This window comes from Citrobacter sp. Cb080, from assembly GCF_030334745.1.
Taxonomy (GTDB): Bacteria; Pseudomonadota; Gammaproteobacteria; order Enterobacterales; family Enterobacteriaceae; genus Citrobacter; species Citrobacter braakii.
In genome coordinates this window covers 45169-62328 of sequence record NZ_JAOWDG010000026.1, presented here as the reverse complement: position 1 = coordinate 62328, position 17160 = coordinate 45169, and the positions used below count along the sequence as shown (strand labels likewise).

The 17160-nt window shown below is 53.4% G+C and carries 16 protein-coding genes; 11 read left to right on the top strand and 5 right to left on the bottom strand.

What is annotated here, in order from left to right; genetic code table 11:
• Positions 1 to 109: 109 nt before the first annotated feature.
• A complete protein-coding gene (gene psiE, locus OGV38_RS03255; protein WP_003031674.1) occupies positions 110 to 520 on the top strand; it encodes a phosphate-starvation-inducible protein PsiE in 411 nt (136 codons plus the stop codon).
• Between the two features lie 383 nt (positions 521 to 903).
• On the opposite strand, the gene malG is transcribed toward psiE, so the two are convergent.
• The 3 genes from malG to malE form a co-directional block, all read right to left on the bottom strand.
• Complete coding sequence (gene malG / locus OGV38_RS03250) at positions 904 to 1794, bottom strand: maltose ABC transporter permease MalG (protein ID WP_016155340.1); 891 nt, start codon at positions 1792 to 1794, stop codon at positions 904 to 906.
• A gap of 14 nt (positions 1795 to 1808) precedes the next feature.
• Complete coding sequence (gene malF / locus OGV38_RS03245) at positions 1809 to 3353, bottom strand: maltose ABC transporter permease MalF (protein WP_080860358.1); 1545 nt, start codon at positions 3351 to 3353, stop codon at positions 1809 to 1811.
• A 187-nt stretch (positions 3354 to 3540) separates the two neighbouring features.
• The gene (gene malE, locus OGV38_RS03240) at positions 3541 to 4731 is read right to left on the bottom strand and encodes a maltose/maltodextrin ABC transporter substrate-binding protein MalE (protein ID WP_016155342.1); all 1191 of its coding nucleotides are present in this window, start codon (positions 4729 to 4731) and stop codon (positions 3541 to 3543) included.
• A gap of 359 nt (positions 4732 to 5090) precedes the next feature.
• On the opposite strand from malE, the gene malK reads away from it, so the two are divergent.
• The 5 genes from malK to ubiA all read left to right on the top strand — a co-directional run bounded on the left by malK (position 5091) and on the right by ubiA (position 10360).
• Positions 5091 to 6200: a maltose/maltodextrin ABC transporter ATP-binding protein MalK gene (gene malK / locus OGV38_RS03235; RefSeq protein WP_016155343.1), complete on the top strand. Its 1110-nt coding sequence runs from the start codon at positions 5091 to 5093 to the stop codon at positions 6198 to 6200.
• Between the two features lie 176 nt (positions 6201 to 6376).
• On the top strand, positions 6377 to 7735 hold the full coding sequence (locus OGV38_RS03230) for a maltoporin (RefSeq protein ID WP_016155344.1): 1359 nt from the start codon (positions 6377 to 6379) through the stop codon (positions 7733 to 7735).
• Positions 7736 to 7848: 113 nt separating this feature from the next.
• A complete protein-coding gene (gene malM / locus OGV38_RS03225; protein WP_286472933.1) occupies positions 7849 to 8796 on the top strand; it encodes a maltose operon protein MalM in 948 nt (315 codons plus the stop codon).
• Positions 8797 to 8976: 180 nt separating this feature from the next.
• On the top strand, positions 8977 to 9474 hold the full coding sequence (gene ubiC, locus OGV38_RS03220) for a chorismate lyase (RefSeq protein WP_016155346.1): 498 nt from the start codon (positions 8977 to 8979) through the stop codon (positions 9472 to 9474).
• A 13-nt stretch (positions 9475 to 9487) separates the two neighbouring features.
• The gene (ubiA, locus tag OGV38_RS03215) at positions 9488 to 10360 is read left to right on the top strand and encodes a 4-hydroxybenzoate octaprenyltransferase (protein WP_016155441.1); all 873 of its coding nucleotides are present in this window, start codon (positions 9488 to 9490) and stop codon (positions 10358 to 10360) included.
• 60 nt (positions 10361 to 10420) lie between these two features.
• On the opposite strand, the gene plsB is transcribed toward ubiA, so the two are convergent.
• The gene (plsB, locus tag OGV38_RS03210; protein ID WP_286472932.1) at positions 10421 to 12841 is read right to left on the bottom strand and encodes a glycerol-3-phosphate 1-O-acyltransferase PlsB; all 2421 of its coding nucleotides are present in this window, start codon (positions 12839 to 12841) and stop codon (positions 10421 to 10423) included.
• Positions 12842 to 13012: 171 nt separating this feature from the next.
• Here plsB and OGV38_RS03205 point away from each other — a divergent pair, with 171 nt between their 5' ends.
• The 4 genes from OGV38_RS03205 to OGV38_RS03190 all read left to right on the top strand — a co-directional run bounded on the left by OGV38_RS03205 (position 13013) and on the right by OGV38_RS03190 (position 15900).
• Complete coding sequence (locus OGV38_RS03205) at positions 13013 to 13381, top strand: diacylglycerol kinase (protein ID WP_003826594.1); 369 nt, start codon at positions 13013 to 13015, stop codon at positions 13379 to 13381.
• Positions 13382 to 13490: 109 nt separating this feature from the next.
• Complete coding sequence (gene lexA / locus OGV38_RS03200) at positions 13491 to 14099, top strand: transcriptional repressor LexA (protein ID WP_003826596.1); 609 nt, start codon at positions 13491 to 13493, stop codon at positions 14097 to 14099.
• Between the two features lie 134 nt (positions 14100 to 14233).
• The gene (gene dinF / locus OGV38_RS03195) at positions 14234 to 15553 is read left to right on the top strand and encodes an MATE family efflux transporter DinF (RefSeq protein WP_286472931.1); all 1320 of its coding nucleotides are present in this window, start codon (positions 14234 to 14236) and stop codon (positions 15551 to 15553) included.
• 137 nt (positions 15554 to 15690) lie between these two features.
• The gene (locus OGV38_RS03190; protein ID WP_019077869.1) at positions 15691 to 15900 is read left to right on the top strand and encodes a CsbD family protein; all 210 of its coding nucleotides are present in this window, start codon (positions 15691 to 15693) and stop codon (positions 15898 to 15900) included.
• A 48-nt stretch (positions 15901 to 15948) separates the two neighbouring features.
• Here OGV38_RS03190 and zur read toward each other — a convergent pair whose 3' ends face one another.
• The gene (zur, locus tag OGV38_RS03185; protein ID WP_003031709.1) at positions 15949 to 16467 is read right to left on the bottom strand and encodes a zinc uptake transcriptional repressor Zur; all 519 of its coding nucleotides are present in this window, start codon (positions 16465 to 16467) and stop codon (positions 15949 to 15951) included.
• Between the two features lie 115 nt (positions 16468 to 16582).
• Between zur and OGV38_RS03180 the strand changes: the two genes are divergently transcribed.
• Positions 16583 to 17071 (top strand): cupin domain-containing protein, encoded by a 489-nt coding sequence (locus OGV38_RS03180; RefSeq protein ID WP_016155350.1) that lies wholly within the window; start codon positions 16583 to 16585, stop codon positions 17069 to 17071.
• Positions 17072 to 17160: the final 89 nt, after the last annotated feature.

Genomic DNA, 17160 nt, shown 5'->3' with positions numbered 1-17160 from the left:
TCATCATTCCCTGCTGACCTTTCTTGCACAAAATATAAACAAAAAATGTAGATCTCTGTCACATTTTTGCGTTATACAGGAACCTTGCCACTGAGTAAGAGGTGCTGTTATGACGTCGCTATCTCGTCCGCGCGTGGAGTTTATCTCCACTATTTTACAGACCGTGTTGAATCTGGGGTTGCTGAGTCTGGGCCTGATCCTGGTCGTATTCCTCGGGAAAGAAACGCTGCATCTGGCGGATGTGCTGTTCGCGCCGGAACAAACCAGCAAGTATGAACTGGTGGAAGGGCTGGTGGTTTACTTTCTCTACTTTGAATTTATCGCGCTGATTGTGAAGTACTTTCAGTCAGGTTTTCACTTTCCGCTACGCTACTTTGTCTATATCGGGATCACTGCGATTGTGCGGCTGATCATTGTCGATCATAAAGCGCCGATGGATGTGCTGATCTATTCTGCGGCGATCCTGCTGCTGGTGATCACCCTGTGGCTGTGTAATTCCAAACGGCTGAAGCGAGAGTAAAAGACAACACGCCGCAATTGGGCTGCGGCGTGTTTTGGGTAAAAATTACTGCGCAGAGGCCGGCTGGGTTTTCTCCGCCGCGGGTTCCCACAGTTCTTCAAATTTATCCACCGTCATGATCGCCAATACGGTAAAGCTAAGGTTGATCACGCCGATGGCGATAACGCCTGCGCCAAACTAATTCTGTTTAATTTGTCGAGTTTCAGGCGAAAAATTGATTTGCAGTGATGGGGGGCACGAAAGGAAATAATCGTAAGCGTAATGCAAAATAACATAAAAAAAGGGCGCTCCGTAGAGCGCCGAATAACAGTCACAGGTTGGGATAACATAAGTTGAGGGTTGCAGTGGCATTGCCCGTTGCCGGGCAGTTACTTCGGTAAAACTTAACCTTTCACACCACCCGCCGTCAGTCCGTTGACCAGCCAGCGCTGTGCCAGCAGGAACACCAGAGTGATCGGAATGGCTGAAAGTACAGCTGCGGCGGCAAAGTCGCCCCACAAATAGTTCTGTGGATTGAGGTACTGCTGCATACCTACCGCAAGGGTATAGCTGTTCACATCACGCAGCAGCAGTGATGCGACCGGTACTTCGGTAATCGCGGCAATGAAAGACAGAATAAACACGACCGCCAGAATCGGAACGGAAAGCGGCAGCAACACCAGGCGGAATGCCTGCCACGGCGTTGCGCCATCCAGCGCGGCCGCTTCTTCCAGCGAACCGTCGATGGTTTCGAAATAGCCCTTAATCGTCCACACATGCAGCGCAATACCGCCGAGATAGGCGAAGATCACACCGCCGTGAGTGTTCAGACCAATAAACGGAATGTATTGGCCCAGGCGGTCAAACAAAGCATACAACGCGACCAGAGACAGCACCGCCGGGAACATCTGGAATATCAGCATCCCTTTCAGCAGGGTTGCTTTGCCCGGGAAACGCATACGGGCAAAGGCGTAAGCGCAGGTGGTGGAAAGCGTCACGATACCGATCGCGGTAATGGTGGCTACTTTCACCGAGTTCCACAGCCATAACAGCACCGGGAACGGCGGCGGCGTCACGCGGCCATCCGCATGCTCAACGCTAAAGCCCAGCGCCAGTTTCCAGTGTTCCCAGGAGATGTTTTCCGGGATCAGGCTGCCGGTGGCAAAGTTACCTTCACGCAGCGAGATAGCGATAACCATCAGCAGCGGGAACATGATCGCTGCAATGAAAATCAGCAGCAGCAAGTGCGTTGTTAAGAGACGCAGTTTCTGAGATTTGGGTTGTACCATAGCCATGTTCGTTGTCTCCCTTAATCAAACTTCATACGCGTGGCTTTCAGGTTCACGATGGCCAGCGCACCGACCAGCAGGAAGATCAGCGTGGCAATCGCCGCCGCCAGACCGAAGTCCTGACCACCGCCGCCTTCGAAGGCGATACGGTAGGTGTAGCTCACGAGCAGGTCGGTATAGCCTGCTGGCGTGGTGGTACCAAGACGGTCTGGACCACCGTTGGTCAACAGTTGAATCAGCACGAAGTTGTTAAAGTTAAAGGCGAAGCTGGCGATCATCAGCGGCGTCAGCGGCTTAATCAGCAGTGGCAACGTAATCTTAAAGAAGTTCTGGAACGGACCTGCACCATCCATCGCCGACGCTTCATACAGGTCGTCAGGGATCGCTTTAAGCAGACCCATGCACAGGATCATCATGTACGGGTAACCAAGCCAGGTGTTGACGATAATAATCATCGAACGCGCGGTGGTTGGGTCGCTAAACCAGGCCGGTTTGATGCCAAACAGCGCGCTCAGCATCATGTTGATTTCACCGAAGCTCTGGTTGAACAGCCCTTTGAAAATCAGAATCGAAATAAACGACGGTACGGCATACGGCAGAATCAGCAGGACACGGTAAATCGCTTTGCCTTTGAGAGACTCCCACTGTACGAGGCAGGCCAGTACCATCCCCACGGCCACGGTGAGGATCACGGTCAGAACGGAGAAGACCACCGTCCAGACAAAGATGGCGAAGAACGGTTTCTGAATGCCTTCGTCGGTAAATACGCGGGTGAAGTTGTCCCAACCGATGGCAACGGTATAGCCTGGGCTGAGTTTTTCGTTACCCCAGCTACCGTCAGCGTTAATTGCCTGATAATAACCAATATCGTTGTTGGCGCGGTATTTTACGCCGCTTTGGCTGTTGGTGAGCGTGCCGTCATCAGCGAGCGTATAGAGTGGCTGCGTGCCGGAAAACTGGCGCAGTGAACTCATAATCACTTTGCTTTCATCTGGCAGGATGGCGGTGAGTTGGGTTAACGCCTGGCGATTTTGCGTGATGATACGCAGCGTCGCACGTTCGCCCTCTGGCAGCGCCTCGGCTTCTTTCAACTGCAGTTTCTGTTCGCCGCCAAATTTAAAGGCGTCGGAGAGATAATTCTTGCCAGTTTCACCGTCGGTGAGGGCCAGTTGCCACTCCGTACCCGCCGGATACAGGCCGAAGTTGTAGGTTTTCCCCGCCTGATAAGAACGGTCCATCAGGACTTCCTGAGCACGTTCAAAGGTCAGTTGGTTGGTGCTGCTGTAGTTGGTAAAGGCAATTGCGATAGTACAAATTAGCGGAAACAGGACAAACAGCCCCATCCCTGCAACGCCTGGGTAAACATAGCGCCAGGCGTAGGCTTTACGGTTAGCAAAAATATACAGGCCAGCAGAGCTTAAAATCAGCGTCATGATGGCAAACAGGTACTCCCCCTGAGCATACATCAAAACAACAAGGTAACCGACCAGCAGCCCAAGCAGACCCATCACTGACCATTTCAGTCGGTCGCTTTGCCACCAGTGTTTCTTTTTAATGACATCCATGGGGATCAATCCTCTTTACGCTTTATCCTTCGCACTACCTCTTTGTTGGCTGCGGAAGCTCACCCCAGTCACTTACTTATGTAAGCTCCTGGGGATTTGCCTCCTTGCCGCCTCGATGTAGCGCGAATGATTTCGCGTAACAACGTATTCAATAAACCTGATTCCCTAAGAAATAAGGGAAACCGTATTACTTGGTGATACGACCTTGTGCATCTTTCAGCGCGGCATCGACGGTCTGACGGCCGCTGGCAGCGTTGATCACTGCGGTACGAACGGCATACCAGAATGCGGACATCTGAGGGATGTTCGGCATGATCTCGCCTTTCTGGGCGTTATCCATGGTGGCCGCGATACGCGGGTCTTTCGCTAACTGATCCTGGAAGGATTTCAGCGCAACCGCGCCCAGCGGTTTGTCCTTATTCACTTCATCCAGACCCTGATCGGTCAGCAGGTAGTTTTCGAGGAACTCTTTTGCCAGTTCTTTGTTCGGGCTGGCAGCGTTGATACCTGCGCTCAGAACGCCCACGAACGGTTTGGACGGTTTACCCTTGAAGGTTGGCAGCAGGGCAACGCCGTAATTCACCTTGCTCTTATCGATGTTGGACCACGCCCACGGACCGTTGATGGTCATCGCGGTGTCACCTTTGTTAAAGGCCGCTTCGGCGATGGAGTAATCGGTATCCGCGTTCATGTGTTTGTTCTTGATCAGATCAACCAGGAAGGTCAGACCCGCTTTTGCGCCCGCGTTGTCCACGCCCACGTCTTTCACGTCGTACTTGCCGTTTTCAAACTTGAACGCGTAACCGCCGTCGGCGGCAATCAGCGGCCAGGTGAAGTACGGTTCTTGCAGGTTGAACATCAGCGCGGATTTTCCTTTCGCCTTCAGCTCTTTATCCAGCGCAGGAATTTCTTCCCAGGTTTTTGGCGGGTTCGGAACGAGGTCTTTGTTGTAAATCAGCGACAGCGCTTCAACCGCGATCGGGTAGGCAATCAGTTTGCCGTTATAGCGTACGGCATCCCAGGTGAACGGATAGAGTTTGTCCTGGAACGCTTTATCTGGGGTGATTTCAGCCAACAGGCCAGACTGAGCGTAGCCGCCAAAACGGTCATGTGCCCAGAAGATGATGTCCGGGCCATCGCCAGTCGCGGCAACCTGTGGGAACTTCTCTTCCAGTTTGTCCGGGTGCTCAATGGTGACTTTGATACCAGTGTCTTTCTCGAATTTTTTGCCCACTTCAGCGAGGCCGTTATAGCCTTTGTCGCCGTTAATCCAGATAACCAGCTTACCTTCTTCAATCTTGGCGAGAGCCGAGGCGGAAAACATCATCGTCGTTAATGCAGACAATGCGAGGATGCGTGCGCCAGTTTTGATTTTCATAGTTCCCATCCTGTTTGGTGATTTTGCAGAGGTGGCTTAACGGTTACTAGTTTCTTTATACGACAACCTCTTTCCATCCTCCTTACCCCTACGCCCCACCCGCTCTTTATGTGATCTGTGTTGCATAAATGTGAGTATTGCGTACTGGCGCACATAAAAACCCACTGATTTTTGCAGGCTGCATCACGAAATTCCTCCGCGGCGTACGGCCCGGGTCTCAGACGCTGTTCTCTCATCCTCCCGCCTCCTCCCCCATAAAAAAGCCGGGGGTGGAGGATTCACGCAGTCAAGGGATCACGCATAGTCAACCCATCATGAATGTTGCTGTCGATGACAGGTTGTAACGAAGGGAGAAGGGCATGGCGAGCGTACAGCTGCGAAATGTAACGAAAGCCTGGGGTGACGTGGTGGTATCGAAAGATATCAATCTCGACATTCACGAAGGGGAATTCGTGGTGTTTGTCGGACCGTCAGGCTGCGGTAAGTCGACCTTGCTGCGTATGATCGCCGGACTTGAAACCATCACCAGTGGCGACCTGTTTATCGGGGAGACCCGGATGAACGACATTCCCCCCGCCGAACGCGGCGTGGGCATGGTCTTTCAATCCTACGCGTTGTATCCCCATTTATCCGTCGCAGAAAATATGTCGTTTGGCCTCAAACTGGCTGGCGCAAAAAAAGAGGTGATGAATCAGCGCGTGAATCAGGTCGCAGAAGTTCTGCAACTGGCGCACCTGCTGGAGCGTAAACCGAAAGCGCTTTCCGGCGGACAACGTCAGCGTGTGGCGATTGGCCGAACGCTGGTCGCCGAGCCGCGCGTATTCCTGCTGGATGAACCGCTGTCGAACCTCGACGCCGCTCTGCGTGTGCAAATGCGTATTGAAATCTCCCGCCTGCATAAACGTCTGGGCCGCACGATGATTTACGTCACCCACGATCAGGTCGAAGCGATGACGCTGGCCGACAAAATTGTGGTGCTGGATGCTGGTCGCGTGGCGCAGGTCGGCAAACCGCTGGAGCTATACCACTATCCGGCTGACCGCTTTGTGGCGGGCTTTATTGGTTCGCCGAAGATGAACTTCCTGCCGGTGAAAGTCACCGGGACGGCCATCGATCAGGTGCAGGTTGAACTGCCCAACCGCCAGCAAATATGGCTACCAGTGGACAGCCATGCGGTACAGGTTGGTGCCAACATGTCTTTAGGTATCCGCCCGGAACATCTGCTGCCCAGCGATATCGCCGATGTCACCCTCGAAGGTGAAGTGCAGGTGGTCGAGCAGCTTGGTCACGAAACTCAAATTCATATCCAGATCCCCGCCATCCGTCAAAACCTGGTTTACCGCCAGAACGACGTGGTGTTGGTAGAAGAGGGTGCCACATTCGCTATCGGCCTGCCGCCAGAGCGTTGCCATCTGTTCCGTGAGGATGGCACTGCATGTCGTCGGTTGCATCAAGAGCCGGGCGTTTAAGGTCCCCATAAAAAACGAAACGCAAAGCCATTCGAAGCTACATCGAGGCGGCAAGTAAATGAATCCCCGGGAGTGTACAAAGAGTACGCGACTGGGGTGAAAGAACGCAGCCAACAAAGAGGCAGCCCGAAGGGGGACGCGTTTAAAGAAAAGCAATGATCTCAGGAGATAGAACGATGATTACTCTGCGCAAACTCCCTCTGGCGGTTGCTGTAGCAGCAGGCATTATGTCTGTTCAGGCAATGGCTGTAGATTTCCACGGTTACGCTCGTTCCGGTATTGGCTGGACAGGGAGTGGCGGTGAACAACAGTGTTTCCAGGCAACCGGTGCACAAAGTAAATACCGTCTCGGTAACGAATGTGAAACCTATGCGGAAATCAAATTAGGTCAGGAAGTGTGGAAAGAAGGCGATAAGAGCTTCTACTTCGACACCAACGTTGCTTACTCCGTCGCACAGCAGAATGACTGGGAAGGCACAGATCCGGCATTCCGTGAAGCTAACGTGCAGGGTAAAAACCTGATCGAATGGCTGCCAGGCTCCACTATCTGGGCCGGTAAGCGCTTCTACCAGCGTCATGACGTACACATGATCGACTTCTACTACTGGGATATTTCAGGTCCTGGCGCCGGTATTGAAAACATCGATCTGGGCTTCGGTAAACTGTCTTTGGCAGCGAGCCGTTCACAGGAAGCGGGTGGTTCATACGCTTTCAGCAGCCAGAATATCTATGATCGTACCAAAGACACCGCGAACGATGTATTTGACGTTCGTTTAGCGCAGTTGGCAACTAACCCGGATGGGATGTTGGAACTGGGCGTTGACTATGGTCGCGCGAATACCACCGATGATTACAGGCTGGCGGACGGCGCATCTAAAGATGGTTGGATGTTCACCGCTGAACATACCCAGAGCATGCTGAAGGGCTACAACAAGTTTGTCGTTCAGTACGCCACAGATTCCATGACCACCCAGGGCAAAGGCCTGAACCAGGGTTCTTATGGTTCTTCCACTACGACCATTGAAGATCCCGTTACTGGCGTTAAAACCAACTATGCCAACAATGTTGTGAATAACAACGGTAGCCTGTTCCGTGTGCTGGACCACGGTGCAATCTCCCTGGGCGACAAGTGGGACCTGATGTACGTCGGTATGTACCAGAACCTCGACATGGATAACGACCTGGGGACCGAATGGTACACCGTCGGTATTCGCCCGATGTATAAATGGACGCCAATCATGAGCACCCTGCTGGAAGTCGGTTACGACAACGTCAAATCTCAGCAGACCAGCGATCGCAACAGCCAGTACAAAATCACCCTGGCCCAACAATGGCAGGCGGGTGACAGCATCTGGTCTCGTCCGGCAATCCGCGTCTTCGCAACCTATGCAAAATGGGATGAAGAGTGGGGTTACATCAAAAATGGTAACGACGTAACCAAATTCGCAGCGGCAACGAACTCTGGCCTCAGCACAACCAGCCGTGGCGACAACGATGAGTGGTCCTTCGGTGCCCAGATGGAAATCTGGTGGTAATTCAGCACTAACCTGACGTAAAGACCGAAAGAGGGGCGCAAGCCCCTCTTGATTACGGTTTAGCGCGCTATTGCCTGGCCACCGCTGAACCCATGCTATCTGAGGTGATAACAATGAAAATGAAGAAAAGTCTCGTTGCCCTTTGTTTATCTGCAGGGTTATTTGCCAGCGCTCCTGGCATCAGCCTGGCCGATGTGAATATTGTTCCGCAGAACACCACCGCGGCCCCATCTATTCCCACTGCGGCGCTGCAGCAGTTAACCTGGACACCTGTTGATCAATCCAAAACCCAGTCTTCGCCGCTTGCGACAGCGGGTCAGCGTCTGGATGTCGCCGGTATTACCGGCCTGGTCGCTGCGTATAGCGTCCCGGCGAATATTGGCGAGCTCACTCTGACGCTGTCCAGTGAAGTGAATAAACAAACCAGCGTATTTGCGCCAAACGTATTAATTCTTGACCAAAACATGACGCCATCTGCGTTCTTCCCCAGCAGCTATTTTACTTACCAGGAGCCCGGCGTGATGAGTGCCGATCGTCTGGAAGGGGTAATGCGTCTGACGCCAGCGCTGGGTCAGCAAAAACTCTATGTTTTGGTCTTTACCACTGATAAAGATCTCCAGCAGACCACAACCCTGCTTGACCCGGCAAAAGCCTATGCCAAGGGCGTAGGTAACGCTATTCCGGATATTCCAGACCCGATCGCCCGTCATACCACCGACGGTTTACTGAAACTGAAAGTCAAAACCAGCTCCTCCTCCAGTGTTCTGGTCGGGCCGCTGTTTGGCTCATCCGGCCCTGGTCCTGTCACGGTGGGCAATACCGCCGCGCCTGCGGTGACCTATGCGGCTCCGGCAGCAGCCGTTGCTGCTCCAGCGCCACAACCGGTGAAGAAAAGTGAGCCGATGCTGAACGACACGGAAAGTTATTTTAACCAGGGCATTAAGGATGCCGTTGCGAAAGGCGATGTCGATAAAGCGCTGAAGCTGCTTGATGAAGCTGAGCGTCTGGGATCCAAATCTGCCCGATCCACCTTTATCAGCAGTGTAAAAGGCAAGGGGTAAACATCGCCCCGCATTGTTGATTTTGCAACAACTGGTGCGTCTCCTGGCGCACCTTTTTTTATCCTTCGGTGCTAATTGTTACACTTATGTTGCTCTGGCGATCACTTAATTGTGTTTGCTCACCCCGTAATGCATTTTCTGCGATACAATGCCTTCAAGTTATAAATCGGAGAGTAAGGCATGCCACACCCTGCGTTAACGCAACTGCGTGCGCTGCGTTATTTTGATGCGATCCCGGCGCTGGACGCCCAACTGCTCGACTGGTTGTTACTGGAAGATTCCATGACTAAACGTTTTGAGCAGCAGGGAAAACAGGTCACCGTAACGTTGATTCGCGAAGCATTCGTTGGGCAAAATGAGGTGCCTGAAGAGCTGCCGCTGCTGCCTAAAGAGTCCCGTTATTGGTTACGTGAGATCCTGTTATGCGCGGATGGTGAACCCTGGCTTGCCGGGCGGACCGTGGTGCCTGAATCAACCTTGTGCGGCCCTGAGCTGGCCTTACAAAATCTGGGGAAAACCCCGCTCGGACGTTACCTGTTTACATCATCGACATTGACCCGAGATTTTATTGAGATTGGCCGCGATGCAGCGCTGTGGGGGCGCCGTTCCCGCCTGCGGCTGAGCGGTAAGCCGCTGATGCTTACCGAGCTTTTTCTACCTGCATCGCCGTTGTACTGAGAGGAAGATAAAGATGGAGTGGAGTCTGACGCAGAATAAGCTGCTGGCATTTCACCGCTTGATGCGTACGGATAAGCCAATCGGTGCCTTACTGCTGCTCTGGCCTACGCTGTGGGCATTGTGGGTGGCAACCCCAGGCATGCCGCAAATGTGGATCCTGGCGGTGTTTGTCGCTGGCGTTTGGTTAATGCGCGCCGCCGGCTGCGTGGTGAATGATTATGCCGACAGGAAATTTGACGGACACGTTAAACGCACCGCAAATCGACCGCTGCCAAGCGGGGCCGTCACTGAAAAAGAGGCCCGAACGCTGTTCGTCGTATTGGTACTGCTGGCCTTCCTGCTGGTTTTGACGCTCAACACGATGACCATTTTGTTGTCCGTTGCGGCGTTAGCGCTGGCGTGGGTTTACCCGTTCATGAAGCGCTATACGCACCTGCCGCAGGTGGTGCTGGGGGCGGCGTTTGGCTGGTCGATCCCGATGGCGTTCGCCGCCGTGAGCGAGTCCGTACCGCTGAGCTGCTGGCTGATGTTCCTCGCCAATATTCTCTGGGCGGTGGCCTACGACACGCAGTATGCGATGGTTGACCGCGATGATGACCTGAAGATCGGCATTAAATCGACCGCGATTCTGTTCGGTCAAAACGACAAGCTGATTATTGGTATCCTGCAGGTGGGCGTACTGGTGCTGATGGCGCTGGTGGGTTGGCTAAACGGGCTGGGACTGGGTTATTACTGGTCTCTGCTGGTGGCTGGCGCGCTGTTTGTATATCAGCAGAAACTGATCGTCAATCGCGAGCGTGATGCCTGTTTTAAAGCGTTTATGAACAATAACTACGTCGGTCTGGTGCTGTTCTTAGGGCTGGCGATGAGCTACTGGCATTTTTGAGTTTGGCTTAGCCTGCAAAATAAAAAACCGGTCATTTCATTTCGACCGGTTTTTTTATGCTTACTCGCCCTGTGTGGCGCTCTCGATGGTCAGACGCACATCTGACGTGACCAGTTCGGCCAACATCTGATAGATCTTCATCGTCTCTTCCGGTTCGGCATCTCCGGTATCGCTGATGAATCCCTCGTCACGCAGCGTCAGCACCAGAGAGCTGAACACGGCTTTATCGAAGAATTCCGGCGCGTTAATGCCGTGCAGTACGGAGAGGCGTTGCGCTACGGTGCGGCTCTCTTTCTCCAGCGTGCCACGGTTGATAGACGGGTTCGCGCTCAGCAGCCAGAAGGTAATGGCGTAGCGTTGCAACGTCTCGCGAGCACCCGCCGCCAACAGCTGTAGCGTACGAGAGCGGGCCGGATTGATATGCAGTTCGTCATCGTTCAGGGTGATCAGTCCCTGGCGCTGCATATCGCTGGCCAGTTCGTCAATCACTCCGGCGAGTTCATCACGCTCCCAACGTAAGAACAGCTCTGCTTTCAGCATCGGGTACAGCGCATCAATATGCTGCTGTAGCGCGGCGCGTGAAATACGACGATGCTGAGTCACAATGGCTGCCATTAACGAAGGCAGAACCAGCATATGCGCAATGTTGTTGCGGTAATACGTCATCAATACCGCCTGCTCGCGCGGCAGAATGATGATGTCACCGATGGTGTCTTTCTCGACCTCAAACTTATTCATCTGTAAGGCATGGTCGATCAATTCACTGGCGCTCTGCGCAGGAACCGTACAATCTGCCGCATACGGCACGTTGCGCAGCAGACTCAGATAGCAGTCGAGCTGTTCAGTCAGTTGCTCACGGGTCAGAGAGCGCTGGCGGGAGGCCAACAGCGCGGTACAGCACAGGTTCATGGCATTGGCCGCGCCTGCATTGTTAATGCGTACCATCAGATCGGCGGCAATGTTATTCACCGTCGGCGTCAGCCAGGCCGGGCGGATGGACTCGATAGGATCGATCGATTCACGCCACTCCGGTACATGCTGGTTGAGGTAAGACATCAATGGCATCGGTTCGCCAAAGTTGACATACCCCTGGCCCAGATTACGCAGCTTGCTCAAGCCACGCAGCATTTGCGGCAGACTCTCTTTCTCTTTCGTCGCGCCACGCAGCTCTTTCGCATACGTGCCTACTTCCATTACGTGCTCGTAGCCGATGTAGATGGGGACGAGGGTAATCGGACGCGTACCGCCGCGCAGCATCGCCTGAATGGTCATCGACAGCGTGCCGGTTTTCGGGTCGAGCAGACGCCCGGTACGTGAACGGCCTCCTTCGACAAAGTATTCAACCGAGTAGCCGCGGCTGAACAACTCGCCCAGGTATTCGCGGAAAACGGTGGAATAGAGCTTGTTGCCCTTGAAGGTACGACGAATAAAGAACGCGCCCAGACGACGGAAAATCGGACCTGCTGGCCAGAAGTTCAGGTTGATACCGGCAGCGATGTGCGGCGGAACCAGCCCCTGGTGGTACAGAACGTACGACAGCAGCATATAGTCCATATGGCTGCGGTGGCACGGAACATAGACGATTTCGTGCCCATCGTGCGCCAACTGACGTACACGCTCCGCATTGTGAACGTTAATCCCCTGATACAGACGGTTCCAGGTAAAGCCCAGAATACGGTCTGTCAGACGAATCATCTCGTAGGAGAAGTTGGCGGCAATCTCTTCCATCAGCGCAATGGCATTTTGCTGCGCTTTTTCGTGGGAGATTTTTTTACTGCGCGCTTCATCTTCTACCGCGCGAGCGATAGCTTTTGAGGCCAGCAGTTTATTGAACAGGTCCTGGCGGGCAGGGAGGCGCGGGCCGACTGCGGCCAGACGCTGACGAGCAAAGTGCATGCGCGCCACGCGAGCCAGCTTCTGAGCGATGATTTTATCCGTACCGTGTTCGTCCGCCATGCGACGCAGGGAGACCGACGGGGAGAAGCGGACAAAACTGTCGCGACCCAGCCAGGACACAGCAAAGAATTTCTGTACGCCGTTCAGCATGCGCAGCGGCGGATTGACCTCGCCTTTTTCACGCCCAGGCGCACGGCCAAACATCACCGAAACTGGCACCATTTGCACATCCAGGTCTGGATTGCTGCGATGCAAGTCGAGATAGTTATGGAACAGCTTAATGGACTCTTCTTTCGGCGTGTAATAGGTGAACACGCGCGGGCCGCCGTGAATAAACACGTAGCGCGGCAGCAGAGTTCCGTCTATCTCCAACGGTTCCAGGGGATCCGGGAGATCGTGCACCAGACATTGGGCACGCAGCGTCAGCAAGTCTGCTTTTGAATTGTACGGTAGGACGTACATAATGGGACGCGAAGTATCGAGCCCCAATTCCGGGGCAGGTTCTGCCGGAATAGACTTGCTTTTTACCAGGACGCTTAATGGTAAATTCAGTAATTTGTAGTAAATTCGTGGCCAGCCGGACATAAACGATGTAAAGCCTCTGGTTAATAATGCAAATGCGCTGCAAGGATATCAGAAAGTTTAGTGAATTTCTGGTGTATCCGGTCATACTTCGCGCTGCTTTGCCACACCCTGAAACAAACGGGGTAACGTTACAATGACATTGACGCTAATAATGTAAAAAGGTTCTTTTTGATGGCCAATAATACCACTGGATTCACCCGAATTATCAAAGCTGCAGGCTATTCCTGGAAAGGTTTTCGCGCCGCATGGATCAATGAGGCGGCATTCCGCCAGGAAAGCGTTGCCGTACTGTTGGGCGTAGCCATCGCCTGCTGGCTGGACGTCGACGCCATTACCCGCGTGCTGTTGATTGGTTCCGTGATGCTGGTGATGATCGTTGAAATCCTCAACAGTGCGATTGAGGCGGTGGTTGACCGTATTGGCTCTGAGTATCACGAACTTTCCGGTCGGGCGAAAGATATGGGCTCGGCAGCGGTATTGCTGTCTATTTTTGTCGCTCTGATCACCTGGGGCATCCTGTTGTGGTCGCATTTGCGATAAAGATTCCACAACTGCATAAATCTCCTGTTTTTTGTGCAGTTTGCGGTTCCAAAATCACCTTTAGCTGTATATACTCACAGCATAACTGTATATACACCCAGGGGGCGGAATGAAAGCGTTAACGGCCAGGCAGCAAGAGGTGTTTGATCTCATTAGGGATCACATCAGCCAGACAGGTATGCCACCGACGCGTGCGGAGATCGCGCAGCGTTTGGGGTTCCGTTCCCCAAACGCCGCTGAAGAACACCTGAAAGCGCTTGCGCGTAAAGGCGTCCTTGAAATTGTATCCGGCGCATCGCGCGGTATTCGACTGCTGCAGGAAGAAGAAGAAGGGTTACCGCTTGTCGGACGTGTGGCTGCAGGCGAGCCACTGCTGGCGCAGCAGCACATCGAAGGCCACTATCAGGTCGATCCTTCACTGTTCAAACCGAACGCCGATTTTCTGCTGCGCGTTAGCGGTATGTCGATGAAAGACATCGGTATTATGGACGGTGATTTACTGGCTGTGCATAAAACTCAGGATGTGCGTAACGGTCAGGTCGTTGTTGCCCGTATCGACGACGAAGTCACCGTCAAGCGCCTGAAAAAGCAGGGCAACAAGGTTGAACTCCTGCCTGAAAACAGCGAATTTAAACCTATTGTTGTCGACCTACGCGAGCAAAACTTCACTATTGAAGGGTTGGCGGTAGGCGTCATTCGTAACGGTGAATGGCTGTAATTTTCTGTTGATTCCCTGTAGGCCGGATAAGACGTTTACATCGTTATCCGGCAACTTGCCCGGTGGCGCTACGCTTACCGGGCCTACACAGCATCTTTTTTCAGTACATCTAACTTCTTCTCAGGCTCTCCTGTATGCCTTTCTTTACCTCTTCTGATAAAGCACTCTGGCACCTCGCCTTACCGATGATCTTCTCCAATATCACCGTTCCCCTGTTGGGACTGGTGGATACCGCGGTGATTGGTCATCTGGACAGTCCGGTCTATCTTGGCGGCGTTGCTGTTGGCACCACGGCGACCAGCTTTCTCTTTATGCTGCTGCTTTTTTTGCGCATGAGTACCACCGGCCTTACCGCACAGGCATTTGGCGCGAAAAATCCGCAGGCGCTGGCGCGCGCGTTGGTGCAGCCGCTATTGCTGGCGCTGGGCGCGGGGCTGCTTATCGCACTGTTTCGGACGCCGATTATCGATCTGGCTCTGCATATTGTCGGCGGAAGTGAGGCGGTACTGGAGCAGGCCCGACGTTTCCTGGAAATCCGCTGGTTAAGCGCACCTGCGTCGCTGGCGAATCTGGTGCTGCTCGGCTGGTTGCTTGGCGTTCAGTATGCGCGCGCGCCAGTTATCCTGTTGATTGTCGGCAATATTCTCAACATTGTGCTCGATTTATGGCTGGTAATGGGCCTGCATATGAACGTGCAGGGGGCGGCGTTGGCGACGGTGATTGCCGAATATGCCACGCTGCTGATTGGCCTGATGATGGTACGCAAAGTCCTGCATATGCGTGGAATTTCGCTGGCAATGTTGAAGCTGGCGTGGCGTGGCAACTTCCGTCGTTTGCTGGCGCTCAACCGCGACATCATGCTGCGTTCGCTGCTGTTACAGCTCTGCTTTGGGGCCATTACGGTTCTGGGCGCGCGTTTGGGAGGCGACATCATCGCGGTTAACGCCGTTCTGATGACTCTGCTGACGTTTACCGCCTACGCGCTGGATGGATTTGCCTATGCCGTGGAAGCGCATTCGGGTCAGGCCTATGGGGCAAGGGATGGCAGCCAGTTGCTTGATGTCTGGCGGGCGGCATGCCGACAGTCCGGTATTGTGGCTATTCTGTTTTCGCTGGTTTATGCCCTGTTTGGCGAGCAGATTGTTGCGCTGCTGACCTCGCTGCCGCAAATCCAACTTTTGGCCGATCGCTATCTTTTCTGGCAGGTGGTTTTGCCGCTAGTGGGAGTGTGGTGTTATCTGCTCGACGGTATGTTTATTGGAGCGACACGAGCTGCAGAAATGCGCAACAGTATGGCCGTTGCCGCAGCAGGGTTCGCATTAACGCTACTGGCTTTACCGTTGTTGGGAAATCATGGTTTGTGGCTGGCGTTAACCGTTTTTCTCGCGCTGCGTGGGCTGTCCCTGGCCTTTATCTGGCGGCGTCACTGGCGTAATGGAACCTGGTTTGCCTGAGCGGATGGTTAAAAATTCCGAATAGTAAATAAAACCCAGAATCCCTGACTACACTTATTCTCACGTCCAGCAAAAACAGCATGTGTCTGGACATGGCACTCTATCGCTATTCACAACCTAACGATGAGGACTTGATGATGAATAAAGACGAAGTCGGCGGCAACTGGAAGCAGTTTAAAGGTAAAGTGAAAGAGCAATGGGGCAAACTGACCGATGATGATATGACGGTCATTGAAGGTAAACGTGACCAACTGGTCGGTAAAGTCCAGGAGCGTTACGGTTACGCGAAAGATCAGGCGGAGAAAGAAGTGACCGATTGGGAAAAACGTAATGATTACCGCTGGTAATTAACCCTTCCCTCCTGAGAGTACAAGGATGTACGCTCTCCCACCCGCTTAACGCCCAACTTTCTTCTTCACCTGAATCGTATGGTCATGCTGGCATTCGCCAGGGTGACGACATGACTCAACCTCCACACAGGCCGGGCACAGTCCATGGGCTTCAATAACGTTATGTCGCAGGGCAAAGCCCATTTTTGCTGCCAGCGTATGCATGATGTCTTCCACGCCTTCCGCGCACTCTTCTTTTACCACACCACAGCGGTCGCAAATGAACATTGCGGAACTGTGGGTTGGCTGATCGAACAGATGGCAAAGCACATAGCTGTTGGTGGATTCCACCTTGTGCACAAAGCCTTGTTCCAGCAGAAAATCAAGCGCACGATACACGGTCGGCGGCTTGGCCTGCGGCTCGGTTTCCCGCAACAGGTCAAGTAGGTCGTAAGCGCTGATTGCGCCTTCCTGCAGGCTCATCAGGCGCAGCACTTCGAGGCGTTGTGGCGTAAGCCGTACGTTGCGTTGCGCACAGAGTTTTTCAGCTTGAGCCAATAACTCCTGCGTGGTGGTTTTGTCCATTTGGGGCCTCGATTTGCGTGCAAGGTTAATCCCTTACTTTAACATGTTCTGTTTAAAACACCGAGATCCACCGCGGTGTGCTATACCTGACCCATCGCAATACTGGAAAATAATCATGAAAAGACCCGATTGTATTCGTCACTGGCGTGAAGTTGAGGGGGCTGATGACTCCACCTATCCCGATAGCGATGAGCTGTTTTCCATAGGTGCGCCGCTTGCCCGCAAGCTGGGGTTAGGGCGACTCGGCATTCATCATGAGCGCCTGCCGCCGGGCCGACGCACCTCGTATCCGCACGCTGAAAGCGATGAGGAAGAGTTTATCTATGTGCTGGAAGGATATCCTGAAGCCTGGATTAACGGTTATTTATGGAAGCTGGAACCGGGCGACAGCGTCGGTTTCCCGGCGGGCACCGGCGTGTGTCACACCTTTATCAATAACACCAGTGAAGAGGTACGTCTGCTGGTCGTGGGTGAGGCGAACAAAAAATACAATCGTATTTATTATCCGCTTAATCCGGTTTATGCCGCCACGCGTGAGGATCGTTGGGTCGACCATCCGCCGCAGTTTTTTGGATCTCACGACGGAAAACCGGGGCGTAAATAGTGCTTGTCGGGGAGCAGGGAGGGGGAACTGCGAGGATGTGGCTCACTATCGTAACGGTCTATGCTATAGTAGCGCCCCTTTTTTAACCG

Excerpts from the sequence above, each read along its gene's own strand:
- psiE (WP_003031674.1), top strand. The coding sequence starts at position 110 with ATGACGTCGCTATCTCGTCCGCGCGTGGAGTTTATCTCCACTATTTTA.
- malG (WP_016155340.1), bottom strand. The coding sequence starts at position 1,794 with ATGGCTATGGTACAACCCAAATCTCAGAAACTGCGTCTCTTAACAACG.
- malF (WP_080860358.1), bottom strand. The coding sequence starts at position 3,353 with ATGGATGTCATTAAAAAGAAACACTGGTGGCAAAGCGACCGACTGAAA.
- malE (WP_016155342.1), bottom strand. The coding sequence starts at position 4,731 with ATGAAAATCAAAACTGGCGCACGCATCCTCGCATTGTCTGCATTAACG.
- malK (WP_016155343.1), top strand. The coding sequence starts at position 5,091 with ATGGCGAGCGTACAGCTGCGAAATGTAACGAAAGCCTGGGGTGACGTG.
- OGV38_RS03230 (WP_016155344.1), top strand. The coding sequence starts at position 6,377 with ATGATTACTCTGCGCAAACTCCCTCTGGCGGTTGCTGTAGCAGCAGGC.
- malM (WP_286472933.1), top strand. The coding sequence starts at position 7,849 with ATGAAAATGAAGAAAAGTCTCGTTGCCCTTTGTTTATCTGCAGGGTTA.
- ubiC (WP_016155346.1), top strand. The coding sequence starts at position 8,977 with ATGCCACACCCTGCGTTAACGCAACTGCGTGCGCTGCGTTATTTTGAT.
- ubiA (WP_016155441.1), top strand. The coding sequence starts at position 9,488 with ATGGAGTGGAGTCTGACGCAGAATAAGCTGCTGGCATTTCACCGCTTG.
- plsB (WP_286472932.1), bottom strand. The coding sequence starts at position 12,841 with ATGTCCGGCTGGCCACGAATTTACTACAAATTACTGAATTTACCATTA.
- OGV38_RS03205 (WP_003826594.1), top strand. The coding sequence starts at position 13,013 with ATGGCCAATAATACCACTGGATTCACCCGAATTATCAAAGCTGCAGGC.
- lexA (WP_003826596.1), top strand. The coding sequence starts at position 13,491 with ATGAAAGCGTTAACGGCCAGGCAGCAAGAGGTGTTTGATCTCATTAGG.
- dinF (WP_286472931.1), top strand. The coding sequence starts at position 14,234 with ATGCCTTTCTTTACCTCTTCTGATAAAGCACTCTGGCACCTCGCCTTA.
- OGV38_RS03190 (WP_019077869.1), top strand. The coding sequence starts at position 15,691 with ATGAATAAAGACGAAGTCGGCGGCAACTGGAAGCAGTTTAAAGGTAAA.
- zur (WP_003031709.1), bottom strand. The coding sequence starts at position 16,467 with ATGGACAAAACCACCACGCAGGAGTTATTGGCTCAAGCTGAAAAACTC.
- OGV38_RS03180 (WP_016155350.1), top strand. The coding sequence starts at position 16,583 with ATGAAAAGACCCGATTGTATTCGTCACTGGCGTGAAGTTGAGGGGGCT.